This is a genomic window from Mesorhizobium sp. M0058, from assembly GCF_040323095.1.
Classification (GTDB): domain Bacteria; phylum Pseudomonadota; class Alphaproteobacteria; order Rhizobiales; family Rhizobiaceae; genus Mesorhizobium.
Genome location: NZ_JAMYUQ010000012.1, coordinates 99920 through 112823, shown reverse-complemented (window position 1 = coordinate 112823; position 12904 = coordinate 99920). Strand labels below are relative to the sequence as shown.

The window sequence follows — 12904 nt, the reverse complement described above, 5'->3', positions numbered from 1 at the left end:
GGGTCGGCGCCGTGGCCAGCCTCGAACAATATCAGTCCAAGCGCGATTTCAAGAAGACGGCCGAGCCGGCGGGCAAGGTCGCGCGCGGCAAGCAGCCCGGCGGCATCTTCGTCGTCCAGAAGCACGACGCGACCAGGCTGCACTATGATTTCCGCCTCGAGCATGAGGGCGTGTTGTGGAGCTGGGCGGTGACGCGGGGCCCGAGCCTCGACCCGCACGAAAAGCGGCTGGCGGTGCATGTCGAGGACCACCCGATCGACTATGCCCGCTTCGAGGGCACCATTCCCAAGGGCGAGTATGGCGGCGGCACCGTCATCGTCTGGGACGAAGGCACATGGACGCCAGAGATCGACCCCGCCAAGGCGATGAAGAAGGGCCATATCGACTTCGAACTCAACGGCCAGAAGCTGAATGGGCGGTGGCATCTGGTCAGGTTAAGACCCCGCCCGGGCGAAAAGCGCGACAACTGGTTGCTGATCAAATCCGACGATGCCGCCGCCCGCCCCGGCGAGGATATCCTGAAGGACGCACCGAAATCGGTGAAGTCCGGCCTGACCATCGAAGAGGTCGCGGAAGGCAAGACCGCCGACGGCAAGAAGCCGCAGGTCTGGCACTCCAACAAGCCTGCGGCATCCAGCAAGGCGAAAGCCGGCAAGCGCCTCGACTTCGTCGAGCCGCAACTGGCGACGCTGGAGCGCGAGGCGCCGCCCGGCGAGGACTGGCTGCATGAGGTCAAGTTCGACGGTTACCGCATGCAGGCGCAGATCGCCGGCACGGAGGTGCGGCTGCTGACCCGCACCGGCCTCGACTGGACGGAGAAATTCGGCCCCGAGATCGTCGCGGAACTCGCCCAGCTGAAATGCAGCGACGCCATCATCGACGGCGAGATCGTCGTGCTCGCCGACAGCGGCGTTTCGTCTTTCTCGCTGCTTCAGCAGGATCTCTCCGCCAATCGAACCGACCGCTTCACCTACTATGTGTTCGACCTTATGCGGCTTGACGGCAACGATTTGCGCCGCGAGCCGCTGGTCGAGCGCAAGCAGGCGCTGCAGGAGCTGCTCGGCGAGACGGCCGAAAATGCCCCCGTCCGCTTCAGCGACCATTTCGCCGAGCCCGGCAAGATCATGCTGCAGCACGCCTGCCGCATGGGCCTTGAAGGCATCGTCTCCAAGCGCGCCGATGCGCCCTACCGCAGCGGCCGTGGCCCAAGCTGGGTGAAGTCGAAATGCACGGCCCGCCAGGAATTCGTCATCGGCGGGTATCTGCCCTCGGACAAGACCGGCCGCGGCCTGCGTTCGCTGCTGGTCGGCTACCACGAGGGCGGCAAGCTCCACTATGCCGGCCGCGTCGGCACGGGCTTCACAGCCAGGAGCGCCACCGATTTGAAGAAAAAACTCGATGCGCTGAAGGCAGACGCCTCGCCGTTTGCCGCCGCGGTGCCAAAGGGCAAGGGTTTGGTCTGGGTCAGGCCCGAACTTGTCGGCGAAGTGGAGTTCCGCAGCTGGACCTCGGACCGTATAATACGCCACGCGTCGTTCCAGGGACTGCGCGAGGACAAGCCGGCGGAGGAAGTCGTGCAGGAAAAGCCATCGAAGGCGGCAAACAAGGCAAAGCCGGCGGCAGGCGGCGCCGGCAAGGCCGCCGGGGCTAAGGCGCCCGCGACGATCACGACCAGCGTAAAACTATCCCATCCCGACAAGCTGCTGTGGCCCGAGGAAAAAATATCCAAGCAGGACTTGCTCGAACACTACGCGCTGGTCTGGCCGCGCATGGAGCAGTTCATCGTCAACCGGCCGCTCAGCCTGGTCAGGGCGCCGGATGGCATCGGCGGTCCGCGCTTCTTCCAGAAACATGCTTCGGCCGGCATGAGCGACAAGATTGCCCGCATGAAGGACCCGACCGATGGCGAGGAAATCCTGTTCATCCGCGATTTCGACGGCCTTGCCGCTCTGGTCCAGTACGGCGTGGTCGAGGTCCACATCTGGGGCTGCAAGATCGATGAGCTGGAAAAGCCGGATCAGATCATCTTCGATCTCGATCCCGACGAAGGCGTCGACGTCAAGGCGGTGCGCGAGGCCGCGCTCGACATCAGAGGCAAGCTCGACGATCTGTCGCTGCCGAATTTCGTCAAGCCGTCAGGCGGCAAGGGCTATCACGTGCTGGTGCCGCTGAAGCCGTCGGCGGATTGGGAGGCGGTCAAAACCTTCTCGCATGATTTCGCCAAGGCGCTGGAGCAGGCCGCGCCCGACCGCTACACGGCGACGCTGTCGAAAAAGGCGCGCACCGGAAAAATCTTCGTCGACTATCTGCGCAATGGCAGGGGCTCGACCACCGTCGCGCCCTACTCTTCCCGCGCCAAGAAGGGCGCGACGGTCTCGGTACCGGTGACGTGGGCGGAGGTTGAGAAGGGGCTAGCGCCGAATTCCTTCCCGATCGGCGACAAGACGACGCTGAAGGAATTGGAGAAGGCCGATCCGTGGGCGGATTTCTTCGAGCAGGCGAAGGTGCTGAAGCGGGGGTGAGCGTCGCGCGCCTCACCTGCTACGCAAGCGTTCCGTCACACCCCCCTCTGTCCTCAAGGGGGGAGATTGGCAGCTTCGAGGCGCAGCTCACCTTTACGATGTTCGAGATTGGCGAAAGCTGTTGAGCGCGTAATCTCCCCCCTTGAGGGGGAGATGGCCGGCAGGCCAGAGGGGGGGTGCTGTACCGCCAGCGTCGCCCAATTAGCGCTGCCGAACCTCTACGCCAAAAACACCCGCTCGAACGCCTGCTTCCCCGGCGGTGAAAACACCACCGCGCGGCTGTCCTTCTCCCGCCTTGCCCATTTCTCCGCCAGGATCTTGTCCAGAATAGCCGCGCCCAGCGTTCCCGCAAGGTGCGAGCGGCGCACGCTCCAGTCGAGGCAGGCGCGGCAGACCGGCCGGCGCGGCCTGGCGCCGACATCGATGCCGAGGGCCGAAAAATATGACGCCGCCGACGGCCCGAGCCTGATCTCCCCCAGCCTGATCTCCCCCGGCCTGGTCTCATTGTCGTCGCGCAACAGGATGCCGCGCGCGACGAGCCGGTCGAGCATCGCCACCGCATGTTCGCCGGCGAGGTGGTCGTAGCAGACGCGGGCGACGCGCATCGCGCCGTCGCGCGGGCCGGGCCGCACGCGCTTGGGGCCGACCGCTTCGGCCACCCCGGTGATGGCCTCGATCATGCCGGCCACCTGCGGCCCCGCGAGGCCGTAATAGCGATGCCGTCCCTGGCTGGCCAAAGTTAAAAGCCCGCCCTCCATCAGTTTCGACAGATGCGAGGACGCCGTCGGCAGCGAGACGCCGGCCTCCAGCGCCAGTTCGCTGGCCGTCAAAGCCGTGCCGCCCATCAGCGCATTCAGCATGTTTGCCCGCGCCGGATCGCCGACCAGGCTGGCGATGCGGGCAATGTCGGGCCCTTCACGCATAGTTAGGTCTCCATCGAAGCATTCTCGTCAGATAAGCATTATTGTCGGGCGGGATCAAGGAGAACGCCGATGCCAACCGCTTCCGCCCCACTCGCCAGCCGCCGGCCGTTCCCGTTCGTCACCTAGCTGCAACGGCGGCTGCTCGCCCGCTGGTACGACCGCCATGTGCAGCGGCTCGACCTCGCGGCGGTCGACGACCATCTGCTGCGCGATCTCGGCCTGACCCGTGAGGATGTGCGCCGCGAATGCGCAAAATCCTTCTGGCAGGCCTGACCGCCAGCGCTTTTGCTTAGCAGACACTGCGGCACAACGTTTCGACGCCGCTCGAACTATCCACGCGAACCCAAGGAGATCACGATGACCATCACCTGCTTCATCCGCTATGAGATCGACCCGTTCGGCAAGCCGGCCTTCGAGCAATATGCCAAGGCCTGGGGCCAGGCGATCCCGCGCTGCGGCGCCGATCTGATCGGCTACTACGCCCCGCATGAGGGCTCGGCCACCACCGCCTACGCCGCCTACAGCATCGACAGCCTCGCCGCCTACGAGGCCTACCGCGCCCGTCTCGCCGCCGATCCCGTCGGCAAGGCCAATTACGAATTCGCCCGCCGCGAAAAGTTCATCTTGAAAGAAGACCGCATCTTCCTGAAGCTGGTGTCGGGGCCGCATGGACCGCGGCAGCTGTTCCAGACCGCGGTCAAGGAGGAGATATGATCGCTGTCATCTTCGAGGTGCAACCGGCTGAGGGAAAGCGCGATGCCTATCTCGGCATCGCCGCGGAACTCAGGCCGCTGCTCGACGGCATAGACGGTTTCATCTCGATCGAGCGCTTCCAGAGCTTGGTCGACCCGAACCGCGTGCTGTCGCTGTCCTTCTGGCGCGACGAGGAAGCGGTGAAAGCCTGGCGCAACACGGAAGAGCACCGGCAGGCGCAAAAGGCCGGCCGTGGCGGAATCTTCGGCGGCTACCGGCTGCGGATTGCGCATGTGGTGCGGGACTATGGGCTGACGGAGCGGGATGGAGCGCCGGCGGACAGCCGGGCGGTGAATGGGTGACTATGTATCGGCGTCGCGCCAGGCCCCCTCATCCGGCCGCTCGCGGCCACCTTCTCCCCGCTGGGGAGAAGAGACTGGCGCAGGCTTCGAAAATCTCCTCTCCCCTCGGGGAGAGGTCAGCCGAGCGAAGCGGAGGCTGGGTGAGGGGGCGCTTGGCGCTCACGCATTCCCGATCAGCACCCCGGCCGCAAACACCAGCGCCCCACCCAGCACCACCTGAAACGCCGCGCGCAGGAACGGGGTCTGCATGTAGCGGTTCTGGACGAAGGCGATTGCCCACAATTCGAAGAACACCACCACGGCCGCCACCGCCGTCGCCGTCCAGAAATGCGGGATGATGTAAGGCAGCGCGTGGCCGAGGCCTCCCAGCGTCGTCATGATGCCGACGGTGAGGCCGCGCTTGATCGGCGAGCCACGCCCCGACAGCTTGCCGTCGTCCGAAGCGACTTCGGTAAAGCCCATCGAGATGCCGGCGCCGATCGAGGCGGCGAGGCCAACCAGCAGCGTCTGCCAGGTGTCGTGCGTGGCAAACGCCGCGGCAAAGATCGGCGCCAGTGTCGACACCGAGCCATCCATCAGCCCGGCCAGTCCCGGCTGCACATAGGTCAGGATGAACTGGCGCTGCTCGGCGCTGGCTTCCTCGTCCTTCACCTCGCCCGGCACGAGTTTCTGTTCCAGCCGATGCGCCGAATTCTCATGGCTTTGCTCGGCCGCGGCCAGGTCGCCGAGCAGTTTCCGCGTCGAGGCATCGCCGGTGCGCTTGGCCGCCTCGACATAGAAGCGATAGGCCTGCCGCTCCATCTCTTCGGCTTGGCGCCGCACATGCTCGATGCCGAGCGGCCGCACCAGCCAGTCGGGCTTGCGCTCGTAATAGCCTTTCACGTGCTCGCGGCGCAGCAGCGGAATGCGCTCGCCGAAACGCTTGCGGTAAAGCTCGATCAGGGAATCGCGATGGCCGTCCTCCTCCTCCGCCATCGCCTCGAACACTTTCGCCGATTGCGGAAAACTGTCCGCCAGCCCGTCGGCATAGGCGCGGTAGATGCGCCCGTCATCCTCTTCGGATGAAATTGCCAGCGCCAGGATCTCCTGTTCCGACAGCGTTTCGAAAGGACGGCGACCGAAACCGAAGACACGGGAAAGCATGAGAAATTCACCCCAGTTTAGAACAATTCTAAACTAGGCGCTGCAATCTCCGCGGTCAATCACCGGTCAAGAAATGTTGAAGCGCCGGATTGCAACGCGCCCTTCATTATCGGCAAATGTTCACCTATATCGGTCGCGACACGCAAGCGAAAGGCATGAGCAAGATGACGGCAAAGCCGCACGACCACTTCGATCCGAAACCCGTCCTCGATCTGATCGCCAGCATCGAGGCCGATTTGCAGCGGCTGAAAGGCCTGGTCGAACAGCAAGTCGAAAAATTCGACCCCGCCAATCCGCACAACAAGGCGCCCGACGGCAAGCTGACCGAGGAGGGCGTCGAATGCTGCTACCGCCTGTTCGACGAAGGCAAGTCGCGCTATTCGGTCGCCCAGCAGATGAAGATCTCGTTTGCCGCCGCCACGCACCGGTTCAATTCCTGGCGCAAGGCGGGCGGGCCGAAGCGGCAGAGGGCGTTGATGGGATAATTGGCGAAAGCCGAAGCGACATCTGATCTCCCCCCTTGAGGGGGAGATGCCTGGCAAGGCAGAGGGGGTCGGTCCGACCGGGCTCGACGTCCTGCGCGGCAGATGGAGGGCTAGCGCTTCACGCGCGGCGACCCCCTCTGTCGCCTTCGGCGACATCTCCCCCTCGAGGGGGGAGATTAGCAGCTTCGCCCGCCCTACGGCGTCAGTTCAATCTCTTCCGTCTCGCCGCCATTGCAGGTGTAGCAGCAATCCTCGCATCTTTCCTTGTTGTTGGGGCCGACGCCCCAATAGGTTCCCTCGTCGCCGTCGACCCAGGCGCCGTAGCAGATGGACTCGCCCTCGTCGCACGAGACCGGGATCTGCTTGGTCTCGCCGTCGTCGAGATAAAAATCCTTGTCGTTGCCCGGCCAGACATAGTCGCGGTCCTGGCTGTAGAGCTCGAGGCGCATGGCGTTGGGATGGCTGTTCTTGACGGCGAAGGTGATGTCGGCGGCGTGCGCGGCCGGCGCAAACAGCGCGGCCAGCGAGAGCGCGACGACGATGCGGCGCAGACAAGTGAAAGACATGGTGTTCCCCCGAGGCAAATCGGCCCCCCGGCCGAGGGAATCAGCATCGCATGATGGCGGCGGAGATTGAAGGGCGGGGCGTGACTGATTTTGGGGGGATTGGGAGAGGTTGGTGGAGCTGCTGATCTCCCCCCTCGTGGGGGAGATGCCTGGCAAGGCAGAGGGGGGCGCTGTCCCGCCGACCTCTCATTCCTGCAGCCGCGCCATTTCAATTTTAGGCTTGCTGATCCATACGCTGGCGATCCTTCGCGCCCCCCTCTGTCCTGCCGGACATCTCCCCCACGAGGGGGGAGATCAGCAGCTTCGGCGCCCCGCCCCTCACTCCACCAGATCGATCGTCTCCGTCGTCTTCTCCACGCAGATGAAACAGCACGTATCGCATGGCTGGTCATTATCCGGCCCGACCCCGGCGGAGACCGCATCATTGCCGTTGACCCAGGCGCCGTAGCAGATGTTTTCTCCCGGATTGCACGAGATCGGCACCGATTTCTGCGAGCTCGGCTCGATCAGAAACACCTGACCACCACCCGGCCACGACATCTTGCGGTCACGGCTGAACAGCTCCACCGCCACCGCCTGGCTGCGCAGGTTCTTGACGAAGAACGCCATATCGGCGGCGTGCGCCGGCGTGGCGATGAGGAGGGCGGCAAGGGTGAGGCGGAGCATGGCGGGGTCCCGAATCGGAGACGGGAACTAGAGCATGAGCGGAGAAGCGACGCGAGGCGGTCGAGCGGGTAATCTCCCTCCTTGAGGGGGAGATGGCCGGCAGGCCAGAGGGGGTCGGTCCGACCGGGCTCTACCTTGTTGCCTTGTTGCGGCAGATCGAGGTTAGCGCTTCACGCGAGGCGACCCCCTCTGTCGCCTTCGGCGACATCTCCCCCTCGAGGGGGGAGATTAGCGCCCCACCTTCACCCTGCGGCGCCAGCCGTCGGATCGCGTCAATCACCTCGGCGACTTCAGCAACGTCCAGATCCAGCCGACAAAGGTCAGCACCAGGAACGGATAGCCGACGGCGGGCAGCGGCGCCGAGGTGGGCAGCAACGGCGCGCCCTACAGCACCAGGCCACCGTCACGACAAACAGGATGGCGCGCCGGTGAGCCGCATCCACAGGGCAAAAGTGTTCGCCGTGCCGATGAGGACGAGCGCTGCCGCCCACAGCGAGATGCCGCCGACATAGGAGGGCAACGCTGTCCTCCAGCCCACCGCATTGCCGGCCATGATCAAGCTCTCGCCGGCAAGAAAGGGGAGGAATCCGGCCGCGACGCAGTCATTGCCCAGCCGCTGGTATTTCATGGTCAGAAGTGCTGATGCCACCACGAGCGCCACGCCGTCGATCGCCCAGCGCGTTTCGCGCAGTGAAACGCTGGCGACGAAAGTGCCGCTAGGCCGAAGGCACCGCCTATGGCGAGGTCGATCGCGGCGACGGTGTCTGAGGTGGTGCGCATGGGATGTTTCCCAAGTTGGTGGAGGATGCGTCAGGGTTGGCCGTTGGTGAAGGGCGCTGACGAGCCCGCTGGTTCATGCGAATGGCGTTACCGCGTAGTTGCTGCTCCTGCGGTCGGTTTTCTACCAAGGCGGCTCAAGCCAATCCTCGATCGGGACGTCAAAGTCCTCGTCCTGTCCGGCAGACCGTCGGCGAACTCGGGCAGCGAATTCGTGATACGCCATTTCTCCGAAAGCAAAAGGTGCAATCAAGTCTTTGTACTCGTCGAAGCGTGCCCTCGCCTCGGGAATTACCTTTGGAAGGTTTGTACCGATAAATTTGACTAGCGGACCATCAGGCTCGTTTCCTAGCGAGATGTCGGCATATCCGAGTATTCTTTTGTGTCGCGCATTTGCTGCCAATTCAGAATCCGAGGTAGGGTACCTTTGACGTAAGGTTTCCCATGTAATCAGCCCGCATTGCCGAAACAAATATCCCGTAACATACGGGATACGTCTTGCTATCAGAACAGGTACGATGTCCAGCAGGCAACATTTTCTCAAAAGCTCTAATAATTCATCCTGCTGTGGGTACACCCATGGGCGAGTATTCTTTACCTCTATACCAGCCCAGAAACTCTTCTCGCGTACAAGGAAGTCTAGTTTCTGTTTTCCTGGAAGATACCGGCCGCCTATGTGGGAAGGGGGCTCTTCCTTTTTGTAAAGAGTGCTGTCATCGTGCTCTGTCTGCGACCCGCAGGTATGTAGGCTCCTGTTCTGCCAACCTCTGCCCTATCTCTTCTTCCGAGGCGTCGGGCAGGTGGTACCAAGCCACACCATGGATGTTGCGTGCAGCCAAGAAGCCTTTCTCAACGAGTTCGTTTCGCGCTTCGGTGATTAGGTGAGGGTTGACACGCTGACCGTAAGGTCCAGCCACAGCGATCTTTTGTTCGAGGGTACGAGCGAGTGCGATGCCGTGCGCGGAGGTCACGCTAACGAGCCGTGTTTTGGCTGTTTCGAGGTGCCCTGCGCGGGACATAGAGGCGGTCCCCTTTTATTTAGATATAGAAGTATTGCTTGGTGGCTCGCTGAGAGTGCGATTTCCCATTGAGGTGAGCCGATAGTGGCCGCGTCCGGTGATTGGATTCTTGTAATAGGTGGCTAGGCCTCTACGCTCCAAAGTGCGGTGGCTCACCAGATTGCGAATGACTTGACTTAGTCGGTCGTCCCTCCGGCCCTGGAGGATTTCGCGATCCTCCTGCGTTGGTTCGACTTGTTCGCGCAGCTTTCTGGCTAATTCGGCTGTTGGCATTCCAATCTCCGGTTGTTCCGCATTGGAGAGAATTTCCAGTGCGGGGATTATCAAATCGTTTTCAAGCGTACGCATTCAGGCTCTATATCTCGTTCGAATCCATCGGCGAATCCATATATAGCGATTCGAATCCGAGGAATCAACCGAATCTTAACCGTGTTTATTTACCATTTGAGCGAGTGAGGGGCTCGCCAAATTTCAACCAGTGCTTGTGGCGCTAGAGTTTCTGTAGGGGTTTCAGCAGGGAGTCGCAACGCGGATGGCTACAGGAGACTGGAGCTAGCTCGGTTCTAAGCCAACGACTTCACTAAGCAACGAGCCACTGGCTGCGGGATTGTCGAGCACTTTGTGGTGGTGTGCGACTCGCGTATGCTGAGTTCTATTGGAGGCGAGCATGCCTTGTAACGGTCGGAACCATCAACCTAACTGCACATGCGGCTTTAGTGGTGGGCGACATTCGCGATCACACACATTCCGATGGAAAGGATGGAAGCGCGCGTCCATCCGTAGTTACTGCAACGGACCGTGGTCCAAGTGCCCCGTCTGTCAAGTTGGCGTCTACTACATTTCCGGGCCACGGGGCGGAGGCGCCTTTTTCGACTGCCTTGGTCCACCATGGACGCTGCATCCCTGCACCAACAAACGGCTCACATATTCGCCCTTCGGCCGTACTGGCCGGCCAAAGTTGAGGGTGCTCAAAACCGTACTAGAGGAGAACGGTTTCCTGCCGCTAATCGTGAGAAGAATCGAGAGGGTCAATGGCGGCTCCATTTTGCATGGTGTCATGTGGGACACACCTACCGCACTTCACCTTGGAACAATGGAAATCCTAGACCTTGACATAAATAGGCCCGTGTATGTCCATCGAGACTACTCGGGCTGGGCAATGGTAAGTCACTTCCCAATGGATAGCCTAGAGCCAATCAATATCTGGATGAGAGAAGACACGTTGGGCCCATTGGACCTACTCATGGACCCTTCGCATAAAACGGACAGCGGTCGGTAGCTGTCACTGGCAAGTGCAAACCGCCGACCGGGTCACCCCACTGCCGCAACCCCGGGGTGGGACCCGCTGCCTGCGGCAGCTCCCACCCGGATTTGCGCTCGCATCGACCCACCGGGTCGATGCGTCCGGCCAAAAGGCCGGACCGCTCAATCCCCCATCTTCAAGGCCTGGATAAACGCCTCCTGCGGGATATCCACCTTGCCGAACTGGCGCATCCGCTTCTTGCCCTCTTTCTGCTTGTCGAGCAGCTTGCGTTTGCGCGAGACGTCGCCGCCATAGCACTTCGCGGTGACGTCCTTGCGCAGCGCCGAGATGGTTTCGCGGGCGATGACCTTGCCGCCGATCGCGGCCTGGATCGGGATCTTGAACAGATGGTTCGGGATCAGCTCCTTCAGCTTTTCGCACATCTGGCGGCCGCGCTTTTCCGCCGCCGTGCGGTGGACCAGCATGGACAGCGCGTCGACCGGCTCTTCATTGACCAGGATCGACATTTTCACCAGGTCGCCTTCCTTGTAGTCGGTCAGATGATAGTCGAAGGAGGCGTAGCCCTTGGAGATCGACTTCAGCCGGTCGTAGAAATCGAAGACGACTTCGTTGAGCGGCAGGTCGTAGATCAGCATGGCGCGCTTGCCGACATAGGACAGGTCGGCCTGGATGCCGCGCCTGTCCTGGCAAAGCTTTAGAATGCCGCCGAGATAGTCGTCGGGGGTCAGGATGGTGGCGCGGATCCACGGCTCCTCGATGGCCGAGATTTTCACCACGTCGGGCATGTCGGCCGGGTTGTGCAGCTCCTTCGTCGAGCCGTCGGTAAGCAGTAGCCGGTAGACGACTGATGGAGCCGTGGCGATCAGGTCGAGGTTGAACTCGCGCTCCAGCCGCTCCTGGATGATCTCAAGATGCAAAAGGCCGAGGAAGCCGCAGCGATAGCCGAAGCCGAGCGCGGCACTGGTTTCCATTTCATAGGAGAAGCTGGCGTCGTTGAGGCGCAATTTGCCGACGGCGGCGCGCAGATCCTCGAAATCGGCGGCGTCGACCGGGAACAGGCCGCAAAACACCACCGGCTGCGCCGGCTTGAAGCCGGGCAGCGCGTGCGCGGTCTGGCGCTTGTCCTCGGTGATGGTGTCGCCGACGCGGGTGTCGGCCACTTCCTTGATCGAGCCGGTGAAGAAGCCGAACTCGCCGGGGCCGAGCTCGTCGACATTGATGCGGGCGGGCGTGAACACGCCGGTGCGCTCGACCAGATGTTTTGCGCCGGTACCCATCATGCGGATGGTCGCGCCCTTCTTCAGCACGCCGTCGATGATGCGCACCAGGACGATGACGCCGAGATAGGCGTCGTACCAGCTGTCCACCAGCATGGCTTTCAGGGGTGCCGACGCGTCGCCTTCGCGCGGCGGCGGCAATTGGTGGACGATGGCCTCCAGCACATCGGGAATGCCGAGGCCGGTCTTGGCCGAGATCAGCACGGCGTTGGAGGCGTCGATGCCGATGACTTCCTCGACCTGCTCGCGGATGCGCTCGGGCTCGGCGGCCGGCAGGTCGACCTTGTTCAACACCACGACGATCTCGTGATTGTTGTCGATCGCCTGGTAGACATTGGCCAGCGTCTGCGCCTCGACGCCTTGGGAGGCGTCGACGACCAGCAGCGAGCCCTCGCAGGCGGCGAGCGAACGCGACACTTCATAGGCGAAGTCGACGTGGCCGGGCGTGTCGATCAGGTTGAGGATATAGTCCTCGCCATTGTTGGCGCGGTATTTCAGCCGCACCGTCTGCGCCTTGATGGTGATGCCGCGCTCGCGCTCGATGTCCATCGAGTCCAGCACCTGCTCCTTCATGTCGCGCAGCTCCAGCCCGCCGGTGGACTGGATCAGCCGGTCGGCAAGCGTGGATTTGCCATGGTCGATATGGGCGACGATGGAGAAATTGCGGATGTGGTCGAGAGGCGTGCTCATGATGGGGCGGCTTTAGCAGGGGCGGGTTGCAGGGGCAAGCGGGGTGGCGGTGCCCTTGCCTTCTCCCCTTGTGGGAGAAGGTGGATCGGCGCGCAGCGCCGAGACGGATGAGGGGTGTTCCAGCTTGACGCCGGCGTTCTTTCACCGCCATGGCTGCAAACTGACATCCCTTACATAAGCGATTATCGTGGTGCAGACGCTGTCCATGTCTTTCAGGACATCGTCGTTCCAAAAGCGCAACACACGAAAGCCTCTCGCCTCCAGTTCCGTTCTACGGGCCTGGTCTGACTCTGAGTCCGCATGCTGACTCCCATCGATCTCGATGATGAGGAGTGATTCAAGACAAGCGAAATCGGCGACGTATTTTCCAACAGGAACTTGGCGCCGAAATTTGATCCGATCGAGCCTGCGGTCACGTAGTTCGTGCCACAGTTTGTCTTCCGCCTCCGTCATTTCACGTCGGAGCGAACGGGCAAAGTTTCGTTTGGCAGGAGCGACGGGCTGATGTGGCATGACG

The 12904-nt window shown here is 62.3% G+C and carries 13 protein-coding genes; 5 read left to right on the top strand and 8 right to left on the bottom strand.

The window, feature by feature from the left end:
* The first annotated feature begins 11 nt into the window (after positions 1-11).
* Positions 12-2522 (top strand): DNA ligase D, encoded by a 2511-nt coding sequence (gene ligD / locus NKJ75_RS21550; RefSeq protein ID WP_352500164.1) that lies wholly within the window; start codon positions 12-14, stop codon positions 2520-2522.
* Between the two features lie 218 nt (positions 2523-2740).
* Here the strand turns inward: ligD and NKJ75_RS21545 are convergent, their stop codons facing one another.
* Entirely contained in the window at positions 2741-3445 is a 705-nt protein-coding gene (locus tag NKJ75_RS21545; RefSeq protein WP_352500163.1) for an ArsR/SmtB family transcription factor, read from the bottom strand.
* 126 nt (positions 3446-3571) lie between these two features.
* Here NKJ75_RS21545 and NKJ75_RS21540 point away from each other — a divergent pair, with 126 nt between their 5' ends.
* The 3 genes from NKJ75_RS21540 to NKJ75_RS21530 all read left to right on the top strand — a co-directional run bounded on the left by NKJ75_RS21540 (position 3572) and on the right by NKJ75_RS21530 (position 4500).
* Positions 3572-3718 carry a DUF1127 domain-containing protein gene (locus tag NKJ75_RS21540; RefSeq protein WP_352500206.1) on the top strand — a complete coding sequence of 49 codons (147 nt, stop codon included), beginning with the start codon at positions 3572-3574 and terminating at the stop codon, positions 3716-3718.
* Positions 3719-3802: 84 nt separating this feature from the next.
* Positions 3803-4159: an NIPSNAP family protein gene (locus NKJ75_RS21535; protein ID WP_352500162.1), complete on the top strand. Its 357-nt coding sequence runs from the start codon at positions 3803-3805 to the stop codon at positions 4157-4159.
* Positions 4156-4500 carry an antibiotic biosynthesis monooxygenase family protein gene (locus NKJ75_RS21530; RefSeq protein ID WP_352500161.1) on the top strand — a complete coding sequence of 115 codons (345 nt, stop codon included), beginning with the start codon at positions 4156-4158 and terminating at the stop codon, positions 4498-4500. The genes NKJ75_RS21535 and NKJ75_RS21530 overlap by 4 nt, the downstream gene beginning before the upstream one ends.
* Before the next feature lie 159 nt (positions 4501-4659).
* Here NKJ75_RS21530 and mbfA read toward each other — a convergent pair whose 3' ends face one another.
* A complete protein-coding gene (mbfA, locus tag NKJ75_RS21525; protein WP_023681248.1) occupies positions 4660-5643 on the bottom strand; it encodes an iron exporter MbfA in 984 nt (327 codons plus the stop codon).
* A gap of 164 nt (positions 5644-5807) precedes the next feature.
* Between mbfA and NKJ75_RS21520 the strand changes: the two genes are divergently transcribed.
* A complete protein-coding gene (locus NKJ75_RS21520; RefSeq protein WP_023692961.1) occupies positions 5808-6128 on the top strand; it encodes a hypothetical protein in 321 nt (106 codons plus the stop codon).
* A gap of 194 nt (positions 6129-6322) precedes the next feature.
* Here NKJ75_RS21520 and NKJ75_RS21515 read toward each other — a convergent pair whose 3' ends face one another.
* The 6 genes from NKJ75_RS21515 to NKJ75_RS21490 form a co-directional block, all read right to left on the bottom strand.
* Entirely contained in the window at positions 6323-6694 is a 372-nt protein-coding gene (locus NKJ75_RS21515; RefSeq protein ID WP_023701920.1) for a hypothetical protein, read from the bottom strand.
* Between the two features lie 318 nt (positions 6695-7012).
* Positions 7013-7360, bottom strand: coding sequence for a hypothetical protein (locus NKJ75_RS21510; RefSeq protein WP_352500160.1), 348 nt, complete (start codon positions 7358-7360; stop codon positions 7013-7015).
* A gap of 403 nt (positions 7361-7763) precedes the next feature.
* Positions 7764-8021: a hypothetical protein gene (locus tag NKJ75_RS21505; RefSeq protein WP_352500159.1), complete on the bottom strand. Its 258-nt coding sequence runs from the start codon at positions 8019-8021 to the stop codon at positions 7764-7766.
* A gap of 1150 nt (positions 8022-9171) precedes the next feature.
* Entirely contained in the window at positions 9172-9504 is a 333-nt protein-coding gene (locus tag NKJ75_RS21500; protein WP_352500158.1) for a hypothetical protein, read from the bottom strand.
* Positions 9505-10581: 1077 nt separating this feature from the next.
* Positions 10582-12387 (bottom strand): translation elongation factor 4, encoded by a 1806-nt coding sequence (gene lepA, locus NKJ75_RS21495; RefSeq protein WP_023824050.1) that lies wholly within the window; start codon positions 12385-12387, stop codon positions 10582-10584.
* A gap of 141 nt (positions 12388-12528) precedes the next feature.
* A complete protein-coding gene (locus NKJ75_RS21490) occupies positions 12529-12900 on the bottom strand; it encodes an endonuclease domain-containing protein (RefSeq protein WP_023681256.1) in 372 nt (123 codons plus the stop codon).
* Between the last annotated feature and the right edge of the window lie 4 nt (positions 12901-12904).